General features: G+C 64.4%; 20 protein-coding genes, 1 tRNA gene and 2 pseudogenes. 10 read left to right on the forward strand and 13 right to left on the reverse strand.

All coding sequences use genetic code 11. The features are described from left to right. Window positions 1-16: 16 nt before the first annotated feature. Window positions 17-967 carry a DNA cytosine methyltransferase gene (locus tag A5777_RS09000; RefSeq protein WP_231895000.1) on the reverse strand — a complete coding sequence of 317 codons (951 nt, stop codon included), beginning with the start codon at window positions 965-967 and terminating at the stop codon, window positions 17-19. A 211-nt stretch (window positions 968-1178) separates the two neighbouring features. On the opposite strand from A5777_RS09000, the gene mobF reads away from it, so the two are divergent. The 7 genes from mobF (at window position 1179) to A5777_RS09035 (ending at window position 11041) form a co-directional block, all read left to right on the forward strand. After that, entirely contained in the window at window positions 1179-4790 is a 3612-nt protein-coding gene (mobF, locus tag A5777_RS09005) for a MobF family relaxase (protein ID WP_064862415.1), read from the forward strand. 158 nt (window positions 4791-4948) lie between these two features. Then, window positions 4949-5800, forward strand: coding sequence for a TIGR02391 family protein (locus A5777_RS09010; protein ID WP_231895001.1), 852 nt, complete (start codon window positions 4949-4951; stop codon window positions 5798-5800). Next, entirely contained in the window at window positions 5797-7527 is a 1731-nt protein-coding gene (locus A5777_RS09015; protein WP_064862408.1) for a KAP family P-loop NTPase fold protein, read from the forward strand. The genes A5777_RS09010 and A5777_RS09015 overlap by 4 nt, the downstream gene beginning before the upstream one ends. 505 nt (window positions 7528-8032) lie before the next feature. After that, on the forward strand, window positions 8033-8362 hold the full coding sequence (locus tag A5777_RS09020) for a hypothetical protein (protein WP_156529325.1): 330 nt from the start codon (window positions 8033-8035) through the stop codon (window positions 8360-8362). After that, entirely contained in the window at window positions 8359-9633 is a 1275-nt protein-coding gene (locus tag A5777_RS09025) for a hypothetical protein (RefSeq protein WP_064862410.1), read from the forward strand. Before A5777_RS09020 ends, A5777_RS09025 begins: the two co-directional genes overlap by 4 nt. Next, a complete protein-coding gene (locus A5777_RS09030) occupies window positions 9630-10388 on the forward strand; it encodes a TatD family hydrolase (protein WP_064862411.1) in 759 nt (252 codons plus the stop codon). The genes A5777_RS09025 and A5777_RS09030 overlap by 4 nt, the downstream gene beginning before the upstream one ends. Before the next feature lie 290 nt (window positions 10389-10678). Next, window positions 10679-11041: a hypothetical protein gene (locus tag A5777_RS09035; RefSeq protein ID WP_064862412.1), complete on the forward strand. Its 363-nt coding sequence runs from the start codon at window positions 10679-10681 to the stop codon at window positions 11039-11041. Window positions 11042-11077: 36 nt separating this feature from the next. Here the strand turns inward: A5777_RS09035 and A5777_RS09040 are convergent, their stop codons facing one another. Further along, window positions 11078-12061 (reverse strand): DNA-processing protein DprA, encoded by a 984-nt coding sequence (locus A5777_RS09040; RefSeq protein WP_082933605.1) that lies wholly within the window; start codon window positions 12059-12061, stop codon window positions 11078-11080. 76 nt (window positions 12062-12137) lie between these two features. Further along, on the reverse strand, window positions 12138-12422 hold the full coding sequence (locus A5777_RS09045) for a hypothetical protein (protein WP_197502329.1): 285 nt from the start codon (window positions 12420-12422) through the stop codon (window positions 12138-12140). A gap of 282 nt (window positions 12423-12704) precedes the next feature. Here A5777_RS09045 and A5777_RS25010 point away from each other — a divergent pair, with 282 nt between their 5' ends. Then, window positions 12705-12866, forward strand: a complete 162-nt coding sequence (locus A5777_RS25010; RefSeq protein ID WP_005207788.1) for a hypothetical protein — start codon at window positions 12705-12707, stop codon at window positions 12864-12866. 27 nt (window positions 12867-12893) lie between these two features. Here A5777_RS25010 and A5777_RS09050 read toward each other — a convergent pair whose 3' ends face one another. Next, window positions 12894-13637, reverse strand: a complete 744-nt coding sequence (locus A5777_RS09050; RefSeq protein ID WP_005207789.1) for an SDR family oxidoreductase — start codon at window positions 13635-13637, stop codon at window positions 12894-12896. Window positions 13638-13823: 186 nt separating this feature from the next. On the opposite strand from A5777_RS09050, the gene A5777_RS09055 reads away from it, so the two are divergent. Continuing rightward, the gene (locus A5777_RS09055; RefSeq protein WP_005207790.1) at window positions 13824-14660 is read left to right on the forward strand and encodes a helix-turn-helix transcriptional regulator; all 837 of its coding nucleotides are present in this window, start codon (window positions 13824-13826) and stop codon (window positions 14658-14660) included. Between the two features lie 15 nt (window positions 14661-14675). Here the strand turns inward: A5777_RS09055 and A5777_RS09060 are convergent, their stop codons facing one another. The 8 genes from A5777_RS09060 to A5777_RS09090 form a co-directional block, all read right to left on the reverse strand. Continuing rightward, entirely contained in the window at window positions 14676-15818 is a 1143-nt protein-coding gene (locus A5777_RS09060; protein ID WP_039856552.1) for an acyl-CoA dehydrogenase family protein, read from the reverse strand. 70 nt (window positions 15819-15888) lie between these two features. Then, entirely contained in the window at window positions 15889-17094 is a 1206-nt protein-coding gene (locus A5777_RS09065) for a L,D-transpeptidase (protein ID WP_005207792.1), read from the reverse strand. Window positions 17095-17392: 298 nt separating this feature from the next. After that, on the reverse strand, window positions 17393-18289 hold the full coding sequence (locus tag A5777_RS09070; RefSeq protein WP_005207793.1) for a putative toxin-antitoxin system toxin component, PIN family: 897 nt from the start codon (window positions 18287-18289) through the stop codon (window positions 17393-17395). Between the two features lie 17 nt (window positions 18290-18306). Continuing rightward, the gene (locus A5777_RS24630) at window positions 18307-18522 is read right to left on the reverse strand and encodes a hypothetical protein (protein ID WP_005207794.1); all 216 of its coding nucleotides are present in this window, start codon (window positions 18520-18522) and stop codon (window positions 18307-18309) included. A gap of 107 nt (window positions 18523-18629) precedes the next feature. Further along, window positions 18630-18875 (reverse strand): hypothetical protein, encoded by a 246-nt coding sequence (locus A5777_RS09075; protein WP_005207795.1) that lies wholly within the window; start codon window positions 18873-18875, stop codon window positions 18630-18632. 112 nt (window positions 18876-18987) lie between these two features. Beyond that, window positions 18988-19060, reverse strand: a tRNA-Lys gene (locus tag A5777_RS09080). 92 nt (window positions 19061-19152) lie between these two features. Continuing rightward, entirely contained in the window at window positions 19153-20325 is a 1173-nt protein-coding gene (locus A5777_RS09085) for a L,D-transpeptidase (RefSeq protein WP_231894537.1), read from the reverse strand. A gap of 62 nt (window positions 20326-20387) precedes the next feature. After that, window positions 20388-20609, reverse strand: a complete 222-nt coding sequence (locus A5777_RS09090) for a DUF3618 domain-containing protein (protein WP_005207797.1) — start codon at window positions 20607-20609, stop codon at window positions 20388-20390. 247 nt (window positions 20610-20856) lie between these two features. On the opposite strand from A5777_RS09090, the pseudogene A5777_RS09095 reads away from it, so the two are divergent. Continuing rightward, window positions 20857-21051: pseudogene (locus tag A5777_RS09095) on the forward strand (redoxin domain-containing protein); the annotation flags it as partial. A gap of 36 nt (window positions 21052-21087) precedes the next feature. Here A5777_RS09095 and A5777_RS24105 read toward each other — a convergent pair. After that, window positions 21088-21214, reverse strand: a pseudogene (locus A5777_RS24105) (redoxin domain-containing protein); the annotation flags it as partial.

The following is a 21214-nucleotide window of genomic DNA, read 5'->3' on the forward strand; positions in this document are numbered from 1 at the left end:
GGGCCGTCCGCGTCGGTCAGGAGGGCTGGCGCTGGCGCGGGGCGTCCGGTGATGTGTTCCCACCGGGCGATGGCGTCGGCGTAGCTTCCCCAGCGCTGAACAGTCCGTCGATCAGGGACCACAGCGTCTCCGACTCGGCTCTCCTGCTCGGTGAGCCAGCCGGTCCGTGGAGCGCGAAGTCGATGATCTGGTGCGACAGCGCGATCGTCCCTCGTCTCGCTCGCACCTGGTCGAGAGTCTCTCCGCCGCGCGATGAGTCCGTCGCCAGCGGGGTGCGGAACAGTGCGCCGGGCGAGGGCGAAGATGCGGAAGCGTTGGTGAGGAGCTCCGACAAGGGAAGCCGGTAGGCCGATCCATCGTGCATCCAGCCGCAGGTCGGCCAGATCGCCGAGAACGGCGCCGAGAGCCCGTAGAGGTCGAGCTGCGTTGTCTCCCAGATGCCACGGGTCGGGTTCCATGCCGCGAAGGGTTGCGCCGTCGGGGTTGCATCGTCCGGGTTGCGTCGGTCATGGTCGTCTCCTTCTGAGGGTGGCCGTATCGCGGGTGAGGACAGCAGCCCGCGGACGTTCTCGATGACGACCCATTCGGGCTGGAGCGCGTCGATGGCCACGGCCATGTGTGCCCAGAGCCCCGAGCGTGTTCCTGGCGCGAGGCCGGCGCGCTTGCCGACGGTGGACACGTCTTGGCAGGGGAACCCGCCGATGAGGATGTCCACGGGCTCGACCCGGCTCCAGTCGATGGTCGTGATGTCGCCGAGGTTCGGCGCGCCGGGCCAGTGGTGGGAGAAGACGCGGGCGACGGGCTCGTTGAGTTCTGAGAACCACACGGTCTTGGCGTTGAAGACGTGCTCGACGGCGAGATCGAGGCCGCCGTAGCCGCTGAACAGCGACCCGATCCTGAGTTCTGAGTCGCCGCTGGCGTCGAGGTCGTGCATGAAGTGCGCTCCGGTGACGGTCGTTCCCGGCATCGCCTCGTCACGAAGCTGATGTCGAGCTGGTCACCTGTCAGGTGCACGACACCCACACGCGCCTGCCGCCCGAGGTCCTCTACCTCCGGCCTTCGCTCCAACCGCACTCGGAGGTCACACGCGTCTTGCAGGTCGAGGTTGATCCGGGCATTACCGCCGTAGAAGTCACCGGGTGCGGATGCTCACCTGCCCGGCAGGAGCGGAGGTGAGCATGACGGTTTCGATGCGCGTGATGTCGGCGGGTGATGGCTACAAGTACCTGCTCAAGACGGTCGTGGCCGCCGACGGCAACCGGCCGCTCTCGACGCCGCTCACTCGTTACTACATGGAGGAGGGCACCCCGCCTGGTCGCTGGCTTGGCGCGGGTGTAGCGGCCCTCGGCAAGGGCGAGATTCAGGTGGGCGACCGAGTATCAGGAGACCAGCTCCAGCTCCTGATGGGCACGGGCTGTGATCCAATCACCGGCGACAAACTCGGCTTGGGCTTCGCGACGTACAAGAGCCAGAACGAGCGGATCGAGGCACGGATCGCAGGCCTTGAGTCGACGATGACACCTGGGGCCAAGGGTGAGGCTGTCGCGCAGATCGTTGCCGAGGAGACTGCCCGCAGCACACGCCGTGCGGTGGCGGGTTTCGACTTCACCTTCTCGATCCCGAAGTCCGCGAGCGTGTTGTGGGCGGTTGCCGACGCCGGGGTCCAAGCGCTGATCGCGGAGGCGCATCATCGAGCGGTTGCGGAGGTGGTTGCGTTCATGGAGCGCGAGGTTGCAGCCACACGCACGGGTGCAACCGCCGGTGACGGCGCGGTTGCACAGGTCGATGTCACCGGGCTCATCGCAACCGCCTTCGATCACTTCGACTCCCGCGCCGGCGACCCCCACCTCCACACGCACGTCGTCATCAGCAACAAGGCCAAGACCGTCCTCGATGGGAAATGGCGATCGCTCGACGGCAGACCGATGCACGCCGCCGTCGTCGCGCTCTCCGAACTGCACGAAGCTGCGTTCGCCGACCACATGACGCGCACCTTCGGCGTCTCGTGGGAGGCCCGCGAGATGGGGCGGGACCGGAACCCAGCGTGGGCTATCACCGGCGTGCCGGAGGAACTGGTCGCGGAGTTCTCCACCCGCGCTCGCCACATCGACGCCGAGAAGAACCGGCTCATCGCCGAGTACGTTGCCCAGCACGGACACCAACCATCGAACGCGACGATCCTCAAACTGCGAGCCCAGGCCACGCTGGCTACGAGGCCTGAGAAGCAGGTCCGATCCTTGGCTGACCTGACCGCTGAGTGGCGGGATCGCGCGTCCAAGACCCTCGATCGGGACGCGACGACGTGGGCACGCGAGATGACCGACAACGACAAACCGCTCCTGCTGCGCGCCGACGACGTGCCGCTCGACGTGATCGGCGAGATTGGGCGTTCAGTCGTCGAGGTGGTCGGCGAGAAGCGCTCGACCTGGCGACGGTGGAATCTCATGGCCGAGGCATCCCGGCAGACAATGGGTTGGCGATTCGCCACCATGCAGGATCGGGAAGCCATCGTCGCGATGGTCACCGACGCCGCCGAGCTCGTCTCGCTTCGGTTGACCCCGCCCGAACTCGCGGCCTCGCCGGTCGTGTTCCGTCGGCCTGACGGCACCTCAGTGTTCCGTCCGAAGAGCTCTACCGTGTTCACCTCCGAGTCCCAGCTTGCTGCCGAGGACAGACTCCTCGAACGAGCTGCCAACCTGGCCGGGCCGACGGTGCCGCTTGCCACGGTCGAGAAGATCACCGCCAGACCCGACGCGGACGGCCTGATGCTCGGCGACGACCAAGCCGACGCCTTGGCCCGCATCGCGGTGTCGGGACGGGTGCTCGACGTGCTTGTCGGTCCCGCCGGGGCGGGCAAGACCACCGCCATGAATGCGCTCCGTCGCGCTTGGGAAGCCGAGCACGGCCCCGGCTCGGTCGTCGGCCTGGCCCCGTCAGCGGTTGCCGCCCAGGTCCTCGCCGACGATCTCGGGATCGAGACTGAGAACACGGCGAAGTGGTGGCAGAACCACCTCCTCCACGGCACCACCTTCGAGGCGGGTCAGCTCGTCGTCATCGACGAAGCCTCCCTCGCCGGCACCCTGTCACTGGACCGCATCACCCACCTCGCCCAGGAAGCGGGCGCGAAGGTGCTGCTGGTCGGCGACTACGCCCAACTGCAATCCGTGGACGCCGGCGGCGCTTTCGCAATGATCGCCAGAGACCGGGCCGACACCCCCGAACTGGTCGACGTCCACCGCTTCACCCATACCTGGGAGAAGACCGCCTCACTCGAGCTACGTCACGGACGCACGGCGGCTATCGACACCTACCTCGCCCACGAGCGCATCACCGACGGCGACTCCGAGGCCATGACCGACGCCGCCTACAACGCCTGGCGCGCCGACCGCGACGCCGGACTCGTCTCGGTGCTGATCGCCGAAACCCACGAAGACGTGACCACGCTGAACCGTCGCGCCCGCGCCGACCTGATCCTCAACAAGACGCTGAACCCCGACCGCGAAGTCGAGCTGCGCGACGGCACCGCCGCAGGCGTCGGCGACACCATCATCACGCGACAGAACAAGCGCGAACTGCGCACCCTGGCCGGGCGGGACTGGGTGCGCAACGGCGACATCTGGACCATCACCGCCGTCGGCGACGACGGGACCATCACCATCGCACGCGACTACGGAACCGGCACCGTTGTTCGCGACGACGGCACCAGCAGGGCTCGGAAGCGAAGGAGCAGGTTCGGCGGCAGCATCGTCCTCCCAGCCTCGTACGTGGCCGAGCTTGTCGATCTCGGCTACGCAGTCACCGCCTACCGAGCGCAAGGCGTCACGACCGACACCGCACACGTGTTGGTCGAACCGACCTCGACGAGAGAGACCTTCTACGTCGCGATGACCCGAGGACGGCGCTCGAACCACGCTTACGTGACTCTCGACCGCGCAGACGACCATGCCCAGCCGCACCCTGGTGACGACCCGCATGCCACCGCGCGAAGCGTGCTCTACGGCGTTCTACGGCACAGCGGAGCCGAACTCTCGGCGCACGAGACCATCGTGGCCGAACAGGAACAGTGGGGCTCGATCGCCCAGCTCGCCGCCGAGTACGAGACCATCGCCGCCGCAGCCCAACACGACCGCTGGGCAACCCTCATCCGCGGCTCCGGACTCACCGACGAACAGGCCGAGAACGCCATCGAGTCCGAAGCGTTCGGCCCGCTCACGGCCGAACTCCGACGCGCCGAGGCCAACCATCACAACGTCGACGTACTGCTGCCACGCCTCGTCGCAGCGCGCGGGTTCGAGGACGCCGACGACATCGCCGCCGTACTCCACTACCGGGTCGAACGGGCGACCGCCCGGCCCGCAGGCTCGGGCAGGACTCGCAAGCCACCGCGACTCATCGCCGGCCTCATCCCACAGGCGCACGGAGTCATCGACCCCGAGATGTACGCGGCGCTCGACGAGCGAGAGGAGCTGATCGAGGCGCGCGCCGATGCCGCGCTCGAAGCTGCGCTCGCCGAGAACGCGCCGTGGACGGACGCTCTTGGAGCGCAGCCGAACGACCGGCGACGAGCCGCCACCTGGCGCAAGGCCGCCCGCGCGGTCGCCGCCTACCGAGACCGCTACCGCATCACCGACGACGCACCTCTCGGTGCTCCGCCCGAGTCGGCCGCCCAGAAGATCGACGCCGCGCGAGCGCGATCCGCCTACGAAGGAATGCGCAGACAAGTTGGGGGCGCGGAGAGCATGATCGCCTCCGCCACTTCAGTGCAGCGCGATGCACCTAGGAGTCTCTGACCTCGCCATCGAGACCCGACCGTCGAAGGTCGACGAGCTTGCTCGGTGTCGGTGCGTCGCCTCCGCCGACCTGGAGGAGCGTGGGACCATTGAGGCGTCATGACAACTACTCACTAGGCGCAGCACTCTGGTCGGTCGCCTGAGAACAGGGACGCTCGGTGACGACCACCACTCAGAGACCCAAGAAGATACCGCCGTTCCCCACGGAGATGGTCAAGGGCGTGTGTGATGTGCTCGCGCAGACGGACTTTCCTGGCCTCACAGGTTCAGAGATCGACTCCCTTCTTCGCATGGTTCGAGTCGATCAGCGGGAGACTGGCGCGAACAAGCGCGAGAGTCTGTACGTCACTCTGCACAATGTTCAGGCCCGACAGCAGGCAGGCAACGTTGTCGGTGCCTTCATCGCCAGGGCCATGAGTCCAGGCAGGTACGTGACTCAGCCGAACCGGTTCAACGATCTGCGCGATCGGCTCAATGAGTTCCTCGTGTTCTATGGCTATTCGATCAACGAGACCGGCAAGCTCGTGACGGGGAAGAAGGCATCCACAATCGAGGAAGGGGCAGCGCTCGCGGGGCGTCTTCAGACCGAGCTGAAGCGTCGCGGCTGTCACTCCGAACTGCTCCGCTATTGCGATGAGGAACTTGTCAATCGCTCGCTGTTCCACGCGATGTCTGAGGCGTCGAAGAGCATCCCGGCCAGGGTCCGGGCGATAACAGGGCTCGCCGGCGACGGCGCAACGCTCTACGACGGGGTGTTCGGCACCAATCGCGAACGACCCATCTGGTCGATCAATGGTCACGGATCGGAATCCGAGATCAGTGCGCACCGAGGATTTAAGAACCTGCTGGTAGGCATCCACGGGCACTTTCGAAACCCGCGAGCGCACTCCAACAGAATCCTGATTGACGAAGAGCTCGCTGACTTCTACGACGCCTTCTCCCTCTTCTCCTATGTCCATCGTCAACTCGACGCCGTGAAGCGGCTGACCAGCGAGGAGCCAACGCCATGACTGACTCCGCGACACTGCGGCTCTGGGACGACAACCCTAGCCTCGACGACTTCCTCGGATTTGACGCTGTCGTCGACCCAATCGTGAAGGCGATCGGTACGGCCAACGTCGATCCGCTCGCGATCGGCGTTCACAGCCCCTGGGGCGGCGGCAAGTCCACGGTGCTCAATCTTCTAGAGAGTCGCTTGGAAGCCGCGGGGCGGTACGTCGTCATACGAACGGACCCTTGGCAGTACGACAACCACGATGACGTACGCGGCTCACTGATTGCCGAAGTGCTCGACCAACTTGGGGCCGCATTCCAAGCGGATAGCACCGTGAAGGATCGCGTCGCGGACCTCCTGAAGCGCATCAGCTGGACCCGCGTTGGGCTCGCGCTTGGCAAGGGCGCCCTCACCATGCAGTGGAAACCGGACGAGTTGATTGACGCGTTCACCCCGAAGGCACGCTCGGATGACAAGTCCATGAGCGGATTCAAGGACTCCTTCGGCAAGCTCATAGGCGGGCTACCAGACGTTGATCGAGTAGTCGTGATGGTTGACGATCTGGACCGTTGCCTGCCTCCTGCCGTCATGGCAACACTCGAAGGAATCAAGCTGTTCCTCGCTGTGCCCAAGATGGTGTTCGTCGTGGCTGCCGACCAAGAGATGGTCCGGGACTCCATCGCGGTCAGCCTCGGCGAGACCAACCGCAGCGGGGCTTTTGCCACCCGCTATCTAGAGAAGATCGTTCAACTTCCAGTGACCCTACCGAGGTTGGCAACAGCCGACGCCGAGGCATACATCGGCCTGCTGCTCACTCAAACCGAGGGAGCAACCCCAGACGAGATCGAAGCACTCGCAAACCACTGTTCCAGTCGCCGTCAACTGGGTCTATCGCCGCTGCTGGGAGACCTTGGCAAGCTAAGCCCGAAGCCGAGCGAGGAGAGCCTGAGCTTGGCTGCCCAGTTGGCCGAAGGGCTGTCCGCCGACCGATTGGCCAACCCTCGTCAAATCAAGCGCTTCCTCAACGCCTTCGGGGTGCGGTCGATGGTGGCTCACTCCCGGAAGGTCTCCATCGCTCCCGCAGTTCTCATGAAGATGTTGCTACTGGAGGACCTCCACCGATCCTCCTTCGAGACGTTGGCCGCAACTCCGAGACCTGAGAGGACTGCGCTACTTACCGCATGGGAAGGGTGGGCGCACGGTGAAGACGGTGTGACCCGCCCAGACAAAATCGGCGAAGACACCCACCACTGGGCGGCGAGCGAACCATCGCTCGCGGAGCTTGACCTAAGCCTCTACCTGGACCTCGCCGCATCGCTCCTAAACGTCCGCGCTGGCGAGGACACAAGTGACACAGTGATCCGTCTCGTCACGGACCTCCTTGGCACGGGTACCGCAGCTCGCGAAGCAGCACTCGTCGAGCTGACTGCGCTCGGTGAAGCCGAACAGCGAGCAGCGATGGAGCTGAGCCTCAGGCAAGGCCGACGACTCGACGACCTCGACGTCTTGTTCGAGATGACAATCCAGTGGGCCGACAAGACACCCAGCCTCGTCGAACTCGTCATCGAGGCCGCCGGCGAACTACTCCGTCGGCTGACCACGGGAACGGTAGTCAACATGAACGGCGCCACACTGAAAGCTCAGTACCAGCCGATCCTCCAACGACTTGCCACCGAAGACGGCATAGACGACATGGTGGCACAAGCGGCCAAGATGGAGATAGAGAGCACCAATGGGCACTAACGGAGCGTTTGGCGGGAGTGGCGCCGCCGCTTGGGATCAGGTACGTGACGAATGGACCTCATTGGGGGGCCAGTCCACTGATGCACCGAGTAATGACGCCCCGGGAATCGATGGCGACCCGGCTTACGACGCACTCCTCTCTGCAATCGCTGGAGCTCTGATTGGCGAGGACCCCGATGCGCGCCGTCCCTCTGTCCCGTCGTTCGCACTGTCGGATACCCTGCCGCGTCGCGGTGGTGGCCGAGGAGGCGGCGGGGGCTCGTCAGGCGGCGGGGGTGCTTCAGGAGGTGGCGGCTCATCGGGTGGTGGGCGCCGGGTCACGGCACAGGCAGCTCGGGGCGGCAGCGCTATCGGTGCCGCAACGGCGTACCGAGATCGCGACTCCGCAACGCTCGCTGGCTACGGACTGACGTTGGAGGAGTTGGACGCGCTGTCACCGCGAATGCGGTGCGCGCGGATTCTCGATGTCGCGATCGGGCAGGCCGGGCACCCAGATGAGCAAGCGATGCGCCAGGCGTCTCTGGAACAGATCAAAGTCCTGCTCGCAAGCGGCCCCGAGTCCAGCAAACTCTCAGGGCTTGAGGCGATCCGCAACTTCATAGGTGAACTGACCGTCCGACTCGGTTTGATAGAACTACGAGACCAGATACTCGCTAACTCCGTTACGGCAAAGCAGGCGCACCAGCGCGAAACAGGACTTCGACAGTGGGTCAAAGCCAAGGTCAACAAGCTCGACCTCGGCAGCTACGGCACCGTCACGACGCGAGACTTCCACCAAGTCGCACGCCAGATGAGCGCCGACGTGCTGCGACTCCTGAAAGGCGAGCGATCGTGACAGCATCCGGGGCCTATGTCGTTAGGGCTCAAGGCGACAAGAAGTCACGGCTCCAGGGATACGACACCCTCAAGTGGCCAACCGCGCCCGGCCACACGAAGTCCGTCGTGTCAGACCTCGCTTGGAACCTCGCACCTCTGCAAGACGTTGCCCCCGCAGTGGCGGACCTTGTCCACATCGCCGCCGGCGCATACATGGCCGATCGCAGCACCAGGCGCGGAGCCCGCTTCAGCCGAGACATCGCGCTCCACGTTACGGTCGTGGCCCCAGAACTGTGGACCGAGGAGCTCCTCGACACGACCTCGGAGCTTCTAGGCTGGCTTACCGGCGACACCTGGAACCTAACCGTGGCCGGAGGAGCCGAGGTCGACTTCGAGGAGACCCTGAAGGTCGGCGAGAACGGCTCGGTTGCGCTCTTGAGCGGCGGGCTGGACTCGTTCCTCGGTGCGATCCAACTGCTGATGTCGGGCGCCGAGACGATCTTCGTTGGGCACAAGGACAGCGCCACGTCGATCCGCGGTGCGCAGTCCACTGTCGGAACCTGGCTGGGCCAGTCTTTCGCTCCTGCACCGTCCTACACGCGAGTCCAACTCGCACAAGCAATCAGGCGCCGTGAGCCGAGCAGTCGCAGCAGGGCCTTCATGTTTCTGAGCCTGGGCGTCGCTGTCGCGAGCAGCCTTGGTTCACGGAGCTTGATTATCCCCGAGAACGGCTACACAGGAATCAATCTGCCACTGAGACCCAATCGAGGCGGCGCCTTGTCAACCCGCTCCACCCATCCCGAGACGTTCAGGCGCGTCGCAGAGATTCTGACCGCACTGAACATCGACGTCACCGTCACGAACCCGTTCGAATGGATGACGAAGGGCGAAATGATGCAGAGCATCCGTGGCCTCCGCCCACCGTCCGGCTGGCAGGAGACTGCAGCCGCCACGCTCTCGTGTAGCAAGCTCGGCGGCAACTGGTTCGGAGGATCGCCCAATCTCAACTGCGGTCTCTGCGTGCCTTGCATGGTGCGCCGCGCAACGTTCATCAAGGCCGAGGTTCCGGACAAGACTCAGTACCTCTGTCACGCGATATCCGGAACCCACCTCGCCGAACTCATTGACGCCCGACGGGGCGATATCGAGGCCGTCCGATATGCAATCGAGGCTGGAGCGGACGCGGACGCAATCGACTCCGGAACCTGGCCACCCGACTACGATCTCGATCGCGTTGAGGGCCTTGTTCAGCGGGGACTGGATGAGCTCGCGATGTTGGAGCTCCCATGAGCAATCGCCAAGACCGACTCCCGACTCTGGACTGCCATGCCCACGTCGCACCAGACGTGACTCACAGCCAACTCGCCACTCTCGGTCACTCTCACGTCTTCGCGGTTACCCGCAGTCTCTCCGAGGCACGACTTGTCATGAACCGCGACGACCGCGGTCTTACCTGGGGTATCGGCGTCCACCCAGCGGTCGCGACTGCGCGTGCGGAGTACAACCCAGAAGTGTTTCGTCAGCTCCTTCCTCGGTTTGCGCTTGTGGGAGAGGTCGGTCTGGACCGTCGCGGCGCTCGCGACGAGCAAGAGCAAATACTCAGTGACGTCCTCGACGCTTGCGACGGCAAGCCAGTCATGATCTCCATCCACTCCACCGGGCGCACACGCGAAGTCCTCGACCTGGTGAAGCAACGCGCCCATCCCGGCGTCATTCTCCACTGGTTTCTTGGTACGTCTAGCGAGTTGACTGAGGCAATGAGACTTGGGACCTACTTCTCGGTGAACAGCGCGATGAGTGACGCTCTGCTAACGGCTATGCCTCGTGACCGAGTGCTGCCCGAGACCGACTTCCCGGCACGGCAGGTACGTGCGCGGACACCCGGTGAGACGACCGCATTGGAGAAACGCCTTGCTACCCTGTGGCGGGCTTCGAACCAGGAAACTCGCCATCAGCTTTGGACGAATCTGAAGCGCCTCGCTGTCGTGACCGGCGCTATCGACGTAGTGTCCGAGTCGCTAGCCGACACCCTTCTGACCGTCTGAGGCGAGGGCCTACCGGGGCTCCACTACCGCAGGGTCGGAGTCGTGACAGCGCCCTCCGCGCGCTCCCGGCGCTCAACGAAGCCGCCACCTCTCAGCACGCCGCAGGGGCTGAAGGCTTCCCACATGCGGGTCGCGCCCGGGCCCTTCGGAGCCTTCCAAATGTCGACACCTCGGCGTACCCTGGAAGGCGAGGCGGATTTCTCCTTACCTTTGGGCCGCTCGCGGCAGACCTTCGGGTCACTCTCCACGCACCGTCTCGACAATGACTCGCGTGTTGAGAGGAGCCCATCATGATCCGCCTACTGTGGACAGCCAGCGCCGAGGTTCGCTACTTCCTGCGCCGCTACATGCCGAGCAATGTCCTGCTCGACCTGATCCGCACCCGGAAGGGACTGAAGTGGGGCGTGCCAGCGATGCTTCTTGCCGGCCCCTACCTGGCCGTCGCCTTCTGGTGCACCACGCTCATCGAGAGTGGCGGCCCGGGGTGGCTCCACCTCGTAGTCCTGCTCTGCATCTGGAACGCTCTCAAGATGCTGGCCATCGGCCCTGTGAGCGTCGTTCTCCTCACGAAAGCTCGCGCCCGTGCGTACCGCGCGCAGCGGCAGGAACGCTCCGATATGACACTGCGCGAACTCACTCGAAGCCCTCGCTGAGTTCAAGTGCCAGGCGGCCTGTGCCGACCCGGCGCGCTACAGCGTGCGCGTCGGAGCAGGCGAAGGTGGGCGGACCTGCTCCATGTCGAGTCGCTCTCGTGACACCTGGCCTGGTCCAACCAGACTCGCGAGGTCCGAAGTATCCGCCACCAGGGACGCTATGCCATCGCGCAGCAAACGATGCGGCCCAACGCTCGCGGCACTCGTGACCGGGCCAGGGACGGCTCCGACACGTCGGCCGAGTTCGGCGGCTCGCTGGGCAACCACAAGTGAACCTGACCGACCGCCTGCCTCGACGATGACCGTCGCAGAGGACAGCGCAGCCATCAGCCGGGCGCGGGCGATGACCCGGTGCCGAGACGGAACGGCGCCGGGCGGAACCTCGCTTGCAAGAAGACCGACATCAGCGACGCGATCAAGCAGGTCGCGATGGCCGACGGGGTACGGACGATCGACTCCGTTGGCGAGGATGGCGATCGTGTCGCCACCCGCCGCGAGGGCTGCCAGATGTGACGCGCCTTCGATCCCGTAGGCGCCTCCCGCAACGACAACTCGTTCGTCTGCGGCAACGGAAGAGGCGAGTTCCCGAGCTACGTAGTCGCCGTAGGACGTGCATGCCCGAGCGCCGGCGATCGTGACGAAATCGCTCATCGGACGGGAGAGGAAGGATGACGCGCCGCGAGTCCACAGCAGGTAGGGCGCAACTTCACCAAGATCGTCGACGGCGGTAGGCCAGTCGCTATCGCCTGGGACGAGTGCTCGAACTCCCGATTGCTGCACCTGGTCGATACGCGCGGCGAGTTCCTTCGCGTCTGGCACGCTGAGGTGGTCGCGCCAGACCTGCGCGTCCACAGGGCTCAGCCCGACTACTGCACCGTCGTGTTCAGCGAGCCAAAGCGTTTCAACTGCGCCGAGCCGGGCCAAGATGCGTCCTGTCACCGGGTCATTGGGCTCGACGAGCATCGACAGCACCATCCTCGCAGTGCGCTCATCGCTCGCGACATCACTCAAGCTGGCCATCATCGGTTCCTCTCGGCGCTCGTTACCGACGAGGTGCGCAGAGCGCTACCGACGGATCAGCAACTCGGAACCGCAGCTAGGAGTCATCGCTCGCTTCGTCCACGATGAGTCCGGCCTCGACCAGCGCCGCACGTACGGCCTTACGATCCACGCCCATCCGGCGACCGATCGCGCGCATCGAGACGCCCGCTCGGGCGACTCGCACCGCCTCCGCCTTCTCGTCGATCCCCAGCCCCGGGCGGCGGCTAGGCACGTTGCGGCGACGCAGGTGCGCGAACACCGTGGCGCGATGGATGCCATACCTCTCGGCGAGTGCCTTGACGCTCATCCCTGCCAGGTAGTCGCCGACGAGCGCGTCCACCTCAGCGGCGGTGAGGAAAGTTTGAGCCGTCTCGACAGTCCTCACAACGGGGCCACGATCGTCCTTCGGAGCGGTATCATGGGGGCGTCGAGAGACCTCGTAGACCCCACGGTCTAGGCGGTTGACCAGGGTCTTTGTCTTGGGGGCGGAGTTGCCGAACGTACCACTCAGGCACCCCGCAGGTCAAGGCCCTGCCCACGGATTAGTGGGCAGGGCCTTGTGCGTTCGGTGAGCGCATCGTCGTAGCGTGGAGTTCACTTTCATGCTCTACGATCTGCACCCGTGCTGGAAGATCTGAACAAGGCCGCGAAGAAGTCGGGGCTCCACGTTGCGCCGGGCAAGAAGAAGGACACGTACTCAGTACGAAAGTCCAAGAGCGGCAAGCTCATCGCCAAGAACGTCGACGCCGACGAAGTCAAGAAGATCATCAAAGACCGCAAGTGACCCCAACCAACTCAGGGGCGACGCTGGTCAGCCAAGGTGGGCCAGCATCGTCACCAGTTGGTCGTGTTCTCCCGACACCTCGGAGAACCGCAGCGGCTTGACCCGCTCGACCAGAATTTCGCGGTCAGCGGTCGGCAGCAGTGCCATCACCTCGGTGAGGAACTCGTCGAGAGGCATGGCCCAGTCGGCGTCGGCCTGTCCGGGCATGAGGTCGGTCTGCACTGCTGGCGGGACCAACTCGAGGACGTCGATCCCCTTGTCCGCCAGTTGAATTCGAAGGCTCTCCGAGAGCGAGTGGATGGCAGCCTTCGTGGCACTGTAGGTAGGCGTATCGACCATCGGGGTGAACGCGAGACCCGACGACACCGTGATGAACGTGGCTCCGTCCTTACCGGTGAGCGCGTCGGTGAAGGCCGCGACCAGGCGTAGCGGCCCAAGGATGTTGGTGTCGACCTCGACGGCCGCCGTCTCCAGGAAGTCGGGAGTGGTGAAGTCCTCGGCCCGCATGATCCCCGACATCGAGACAACCACGTTCAGGTCGGGGAAGCGTCGGGTCACGTCCGCGGCCGCGCGATTGACGTCGTCGGTGTCGGTTGTGTCGATGCGGACCGCTTCGATTCCGGGGTGCTCGGCGACGATCTGGTCGAGGAGCTCGCTACGCCGCCCGCCGACGATGACCGTGTTGCCTGCCTCCTGAAGCCTCAGAGCGAGACCCAGTCCGATACCCGACGTCGCGCCCGCGATGAAAATGGTGTTACCGCTTGTCTTCATGTCGTCTCCTCGTTGCCGTGTGGTCCGGCCGTGTGCCGTTCCTCGGTCGTGTCACCGAGTTCACTCCCCTGTCGCGACTCCGACAAGGCACCCGATATCCGGGGACCGACGATCCCTGGTTCACCTCCGGCTGATCGGTCACCCTGGAGAGATGACCGAACATCCACGGCCCTTTGAGCGTGCCCGGTGAGCACCGTCGATCGGGCGGGCCTCGCCGAGTTCCTCCGTCGGCGCCGCGAGTCGTTGCAACCCGCAGACGTCGGTCTCGGCGTCGGACAACGCCGCAGAGCCCGCGGGCTTCGACGTGAGGAGGTCGCGGCGCTCGCCGGAATGTCGGTCGACTACTACACACGACTCGAACAGCAACGCGGCCCGCTTCCATCGGACCAGATGGTCACAGCCATCGCGCGGGCACTCCACCTGTCCCTCGACGAACGAGACCACCTGTTCCGCTTGGCAGGGCACAACGCGCCCGACCGACTCAGCCGCGACGATCACGTCTCCCCCGGCATGCTGCGCATCATCGACCGCCTCACCGACACTCCGGCGATGGTCGTCAACAGTGCCGGTGAGACTCTCGTGCAAACCCCGCTGGCCGTCGCACTCGTCGGCGACGACAGTGCCTTCAGCGGGCTCAGCCGCTCGATCGCGTATCGATGGTTCACCGACGCCGACACCCGTGCGCGGTTTCTCCCCGAGGATCACGCCCTACACGCTCGGGCGCACACGGCCAGGCTGCGGGAGGCCGTCACCCGGCTCGGACCTGAGTCGCGTGCAGCTGAAGTCGCCGACGCCCTACTAGCCGAGAGCACAGAGTTCGCGGAGTTGTGGCACCGCCACGATGTGAGTGTCACGCTGACCGACATCGACAAGCGGATCGTCCACGTTTCGCTGGGTGTCATCGAGGTGCAGTGCCAGACGCTGTTCGATCCGAGCAGCGCTCAGGCACTTCTGGTCTACACCGCTGTCCCGGGCTCGTCCGACCACGAGAAGTTGGCGATGCTCGCAGCGTTCGCCGACTGAACCGCCCACTCGGCCTCAGAGGCTGCGCGAGATGATCTCCTTCATGATCTCGTTGGTGCCCGCGTAGATCTTCTGCACACGCTGATCGGCCCACATCCGCGCGATCGGGTACTCGTTCATGTACCCGTAGCCACCGAAGAGTTGCAGACACTCGTCGGCCACCGCCATCGCCCGCTCACTGGTCCACCACTTGGCCATCGCAACTGTCGGGATGTCGAGTTTGCCGTCGAGATGCTTGATGATGCAGTCGTCAGTGAACACACGGGCGATCCGCGCCTCGGTGGCGACCTCTGCGAGCTTGAACTTGGTGTTCTGGAATCCGAAGATGGGTCGGCCGAACGCTGTGCGGTCCTTGGTGTAGGCGAGCGTGTGCTCGAGCGCGACCTCCATCCCTGCCGTCGACGCGACGGCGATGATCAGACGCTCCTGCGGAAGCTGCTGCATGAGCTGGATGAAGCCCTGCCCCTCGTCGGTGCCGAGCAGGTTCGACGTCGGTACCCGCACACTGTCGAAGAAGAGCTCCGAGGTGTCCTGCCCGCGCTGCCCGACCTTGTCGAGCACGCGACCACGCCTGAACCCGGGACGATCAGCCTCGACGAGAACCAGCGAGATTCCCTTGGCGCCCTCGCTCACGTCGGTCTTGGCGACGACGATGATGAGGTCGGCCTGGCCGCCGTTGGTGATGAAGATCTTCGAGCCGTCGATGACGTACTCATCACCCTCGCGGATCGCCTTGGTCTTCACGGCCTGGAGATCGGATCCGGTACCCGGCTCGGTCATCGCGATGGCGCCGACAACCTCGCCCGACGCCATCTTCGGGAGCCAGGTGCGCTTCTGCTCCTCCGACCCGTAGGCGAGGAGGTAGTGGGCGATGATCCCGTTGTGCAGACTCGCACCCCACGATGAGTCCGCGATGCGCGCCTGCTCTTCGATCAGCACCGCTTCGTGGGCGAACGTTCCGCCGCCTCCGCCGTACTCCTCGGGAATCGACATGCACAGCAGGCCGAGTTCACCTGCTTTGTTCCACAGCTCACGGTCGACGTGGTGCTGCTCGATGAACTTCTCGATATTCGGCTTGATCTCCTTCTCGCAGAAACTGCGAGCGAGATCGCGCACCGCTGTCAGGTCGTCGGTTTCCCACGGGGAACGCTCGGCCATGCTGTACACCTCGATCGTCGGCAAACAATGTCACCGCCGATCGTAACAGTGACTGGTGTCACGGTAGGTGCTAGGCGTTGCCCTTCGACCAGACCGCCCAGGGGACATTCCAGTCGCCGAGTCCGTCGGTGCCCGAGAGCGTCCCGCCCGCGGTGTTCTTGACGATCACCGGGTCGCCTCGCAACGTGTTCTGCATGACCCACAGCGCGTTGTCGGGACTGAGATTGAGGCACCCGTGGCTCGTGTTGGTGTTGCCCTGCGCCCACACCGACCACGGTGCGGAGTGGAAGAAGATTCCGCTGTAGGACATACGGGTCGCGTAGTCGACCGGGGTGCGGTAGCCGTCTGCGGAACCGACGGGGACGCCGTAGGTCGAGGAGTCCATGATCATGTTGTCGTGCTTGTCGGACACGAGGTACACACCGTTGTCGGTCTCGGTACCCGGCTTGCCCATCGATGTCGGCATCGTGCGGATGTCCTTGCCGTCGCGATTGAACACCACCTGCTTGGTGCGGTCATCGGCGGTCACCACCATCGAACGACCGACGGTGAAGTTCGACTTGAGATTCTCCTGCCCGAAGACGCCATCACCCAAATCGATGCCGTAGGTGTTCACCGCAACGGAGACCTTGGTTCCCGGCTTCCAGTAGTCCTTGGGCCGCCAGCGAACCTCGGTATCGCTGATCCAGTAGAAGGCGCCCTCGACCTGAGGCGTGGTGGTGATGGTGATCGCGCGCTGGGCGGCCTTGCGATCAGCAATGGGTTCGTCGAACTTCACGGCGACCGGTTGCCCGACACCGACGGTCTCGCCGTTCGACGGGGTCAGGTACGCCTGTGTCAGATTGGCAGGTGCTCGCGTGGTGAACGAGACGCGCTTGGTGCTGGTGCCGCCGATACCCTTTGCGTCGGCCTGCACTGTGTAGTTGCGCGCGTAGCCGAGAGGCTCGGCACTCGTCCATCGCGTCGCGTCCTCGCTGAGGCTTCCACGCAACGGCGTGCCGTCGGCCTTGTCGATCCGCACATTGGTCAGTGCGCCCTCGCTGGCCTGAACCGTGATCGGCGCACCGGGCTGAATGCCGACCGCCTGATCGATCAGTGGCCTGTCGGCCCACTCGGTGATCTCGACGCCCGGCATGAGGAGATCGCCGAAAAGTGCTGAGCTCTGCACATTCTCGGAGTATTTCGCCGTCTGCGAGCACGAGCTCAGCAGCGCGGCCACGGCAACCACCATTCCAACGATCATCAACCCGCGTCGCTGGATACGACCGCTCACCATGTGACTCCTGCCCGATGTTCTAACGATCCGCGGGCCTCCGTTGTGTGGAGCCGCAGATGTGGATCAAATGACTGTGCGCGATGGCGCGCCACCAGTGTACGAGATACGACGAATGCCCGAGTCGCCCGACATGACCATTAGCCCGCCATGCCGTACGACCGAACGACAGAGACCAGTGTCCGGCGCAAAAAGCGATCGCCCCGGACGGAACCGGGGCGATCGCGGTAGTTGTTGTGCGCCATCAGGGACTCGAACCCCGAACCCACTGATTAAGAGCCCACTAGCGGGGTTTCTTGAATCACTGCCCTAGCGTCGGCCGCGGCCGGATTCGTTCAGGCTCGACAGCATCGCCGATCCCGAAAACGCGCCAGTGATCGAAGTCGGCATCGGGTAGGTCATCGAGATCTGGGCATCGCTGCATCGTGGCGAAAATTGTGTCTGCGGGCAATGGGACGTCCCCGACCACGCGCAGATTCGTTCCAGGGTCCGGCGGCAGCTTGATATACGCGACATCGGGTGACGCGTAGATAGGGCGAGTGGCCATTCCGCGCTCCGAGAGTTGCTCGCGTATCCACTTCAATGCTTTACGTTTGCGGAAGTGCTTGAGCGTTTCCGGGACGACGACGAACGCGAGTAGTTCCTTGACGTTCGGTTCGTCCAGGACGGCTGTGAACGCCGTGTAGGCCGTTATGACACCGCGGTGACCCTCGGCATCGATTAGTGCCCACGACCGTTCTTCTGATCCCTCCATGTAGCCTTCGCCCCATTCGTGGACGAAGTCCAGGGCCTTTATCGCGGCAGCCGGCTTGCGCACGTCGAGGCCGGGGAAATCGATCCGCAGCACGGCCTTGTCGCCACTCACGAGCATCGTTGCGTCTGAATCCTGGAACAGCGCAACCAGGTAGTTATCGTCTGGGTCGTCACAGACGAGAGGGATCTCGTTGTCGGGGCGGTCGTCGATCCAATCAGCTACGACGGTTACGGCGTCGACGAAATCTCGAACCTCATCGAGAGAAAGCCAACGTCGGAACTTTTCCCGCTCCAGCCTGGTCTCCAACTCTTCGCACAGGTGGTCCGACATGATGAGCGAGATGCGACCCCGCCGAGCAAGTTCGATGAGCTGCGCAGAATGACCACTCGGGCTGAGCGCTGCACTTATAAGAGCGTTGGTGTCCAGTACAAGGACAACGGTCAACTATCCGATACCTCCGGCTACCGGGCGTAGACACCCTGGCGACGTTCGCGCCGGATACGTTCGGTTTCGGCTTCGACTTCCTCGAATGCCGCGTCCTCCGACAGTTCGCCCCGTTCGCGGACCTCGCTGTAGACCGCATCGAGAGCGGCTCCGGCCAGGGCTGCGTCGTCATTCTTCCCGTAGCGCGCAGACAACCTCCGTAGAGCGTCGGCACGCCTATTCTGCCTGCTCATGAGGTCCTCCTCCGGATGGTGTCCCACAAGTCTACCCATCCGAAGACACGGACGTAATGTGAACGACCCCGATGCCGGGTAGGGCATCGGGTCGTCGGGTGCTCGCGTCATCGGGTGACGCAGGCGGGTTCCGCCGCAGCGGTCGCCACCCGGTAGATGGCGGCGGGTTGGTACACCGCAACATCGAATCGGCCCTCAACGCGCGCCTGAATCTGGTTGCGCTGGAACAGCTCTCCCGACTCGACGCTCCATTCGATGTCGATGCGCGGGCCGACGATGTCGATGGAGATGGCCGCGGGGTCTAGGACCACACCGACCTTGACCGGCAACGCCGTCGACAGGACGACACGCACTCTTCGGATGACCGCGGCACACTGAAACCCGTTGGCACACTCTTGGCACAGTGGCCACTCAAACGAAAAAGCTAGGTCAGAGGAAAATACCTCCGACCTAGCTACCTTCTTGTGCGCCATCAGGGACTCGAACCCCGAACCCGCTGATTAAGAGTCAGCTGCTCTGCCAATTGAGCTAATGGCGCTTGGCCGTGCGAGAAAGAACCTTACAGGGTCACTGCCTCAGAAGTGAAATCGCCTGCTCGGAAGCCCTTTTTGGCCTCTCCCGCACGGGAACTCATGCGTTGCCCTTTTTCCACACCGCCCACGGGACGTTCCAGTCGCCGAGGCCGTCGTCTCCTGGCAACGGCTCGCCGACGGTGTTCTTCGCGATGACGACGTCGCCTCGGAGTGCGTTGTTCAAGAACCACTCCGCGTTGGCGGGGCTCACGTTGAGACAGCCGTTGCTCACGTCGTCGACGCCCTGGTCGCCCAACGACCACGGCGCGGAGTGAACATAGATGCCGCTGAACGAGATTCGAGTCGCGTCGTACACGGTCTCGCGATAGCCGCCGGGCGAGCTCACCGGCACGCCGTACGTCGACGAGTCCATGATCACGCTCGGCTCACGCTCGGCGACCATGTAGATGCCGTTGTTGGTCGGTGTCGAATCCTTGCCCATCGACGTCGGCATCGTCTTGACGACCTTGCCGTCGACCGAGATCGTGATGTTCTTGGTCTTGTCGTCGGCAACCGCGACAAAACTGCGCCCCACCTTGAAATTGGTGTCGAGGTTGTTGCTGCCGTACACGCCACCACCGAGGTCGATGCCCTTGAGATTGGCCGCGACGTGCACCTTGGTGCCCGGCTTCCAGAAATGCTCGGGGCGCCAACGCACCATGCTGTCGTTGAGCCAGTAGAAGGCACCCTCGACCGGCGGGTCGGCGGTCACCGTGATCGCACGCTGCGCGTTGAGCTTGTTGGCGACCGGAGTGTCGAAGTTGATCGCAACTGTCTGCCCGACACCGACGGTTTCGTTGTCTTGAACCACCGACGACACCGATGCCAGCGAGTCCGCGGATGCCGTCGTAAAGCTGATCTTGCGGGCACCGTCGCCCTCGACGCCCTTCGCCGCGGCGGTGAGCGTGTAATCGCCACCGAAGTCGAGCGGCTGACTCGACACCCAGGTACCGCCGTCGGGCGACACCTTGCCCGCGACCGGACCATCGGGCCCCGACACGACGACGGACGTGAGACTGCCGTTCTGTGCCGCGACCTTCACAGGTGCGCCCGGCATGACGCCGACCGCGTGGTCGGTCATCGGACGATCACGCCAGCCGGTCACCGAGATCGTCGGCTGCGCAAACGATTGCAGCGCAGGCGCATTGGTGACGGTGTCGGGATACTCGGGCGACTGAGAACAAGCCGCCGCACTGGCGACCACCAATCCGGCCGCCGCGAGTGCGCCCACACGCCGTGCACGCGAACCCCGGGACTTCTGTCGGTCTACAGAACTGGAGGGACGAGCACGCGTCACGCGATCACCTTGCGGACGACGACAACCAATACGACGGCGCCGGCAACCGCGAGCGAGATCTTGACCGCCGGCTTGTTGACCAAGGCGATCAGCTTGGTCTTCGCGTCGTCGGCAAGCCGCTCGGGACTCACCCGAACCGCGAGTTCGTCGAGCGTGTTGGCCAGGTCCTCGCGCGCCTGCACAATGTCCTGTTCGATACGGTCGGTGTCGCCGGCCACAGTTGTCCTCCCAGACTTTCTTCACTACACATGCGGACTCACCGATCCGCATCTTTCCGCCAGAACGCCGTCCACGCAGCGGCCACGGCAGGTCTCGCACGCGTCGACAGAGCAAACGACATGTCGAGAATACGTCATCGCGAGGTGGTGAGCCGCGTCCTGCGCGCGTGAGTTGAGACCGTGCCCGGTTTGCCCGGCTGTGGGTCGATCACCCGGTCGACCTGCCCTATCGGTTAGCCTGACGACCATGTCTGGCACATCCCGTCTCGAGGTCGGCGACACCGCGCCCGACTTCACACTCACCGACGCCCACGGCGAAGCGGTCTCCCTCTCCGACTACGCCGACTCGAAGGTCATCGTCTACTTCTACCCCGCGGCGTCGACTCCCGGCTGCACCAAGCAGGCGTGCGACTTTCGCGACAACCTCGCCGAACTGGACGGACAGGAGTGGGAACGTCAGGCCCTCGGCGTCGGCGAACTTTGCCAGCTTCTCCTGCTTGTCAGGGGAGATGCCGACGACGGCGATGCCCTGTCCGTCCAGTTCGGCGAGGTTGTCGCGAAAGTCGCACGCCTGCTTGGTGCAGCCGGGAGTCGACGCCGCGGGT

Origin of the sequence: Gordonia sp. 852002-10350_SCH5691597, assembly GCF_001665715.1 — a bacterium.
Lineage (GTDB): Bacteria > Actinomycetota > Actinomycetes > Mycobacteriales > Mycobacteriaceae > Gordonia > Gordonia sputi.

Coding starts and splice junctions, on each gene's coding strand:
- A5777_RS09000 (WP_231895000.1), bottom strand. CDS start 967: ATGCCGGGAACGACCGTCACCGGAGCGCACTTCATGCACGACCTCGAC.
- mobF (WP_064862415.1), top strand. CDS start 1,179: ATGACGGTTTCGATGCGCGTGATGTCGGCGGGTGATGGCTACAAGTAC.
- A5777_RS09015 (WP_064862408.1), top strand. CDS start 5,797: ATGACTGACTCCGCGACACTGCGGCTCTGGGACGACAACCCTAGCCTC.
- A5777_RS09020 (WP_156529325.1), top strand. CDS start 8,033: ATGCGCCAGGCGTCTCTGGAACAGATCAAAGTCCTGCTCGCAAGCGGC.
- A5777_RS09030 (WP_064862411.1), top strand. CDS start 9,630: ATGAGCAATCGCCAAGACCGACTCCCGACTCTGGACTGCCATGCCCAC.
- A5777_RS09035 (WP_064862412.1), top strand. CDS start 10,679: ATGATCCGCCTACTGTGGACAGCCAGCGCCGAGGTTCGCTACTTCCTG.
- A5777_RS09040 (WP_082933605.1), bottom strand. CDS start 12,061: ATGGCCAGCTTGAGTGATGTCGCGAGCGATGAGCGCACTGCGAGGATG.
- A5777_RS09050 (WP_005207789.1), bottom strand. CDS start 13,637: ATGAAGACAAGCGGTAACACCATTTTCATCGCGGGCGCGACGTCGGGT.
- A5777_RS09060 (WP_039856552.1), bottom strand. CDS start 15,818: ATGGCCGAGCGTTCCCCGTGGGAAACCGACGACCTGACAGCGGTGCGC.
- A5777_RS09065 (WP_005207792.1), bottom strand. CDS start 17,094: ATGGTGAGCGGTCGTATCCAGCGACGCGGGTTGATGATCGTTGGAATG.
- A5777_RS24630 (WP_005207794.1), bottom strand. CDS start 18,522: ATGAGCAGGCAGAATAGGCGTGCCGACGCTCTACGGAGGTTGTCTGCG.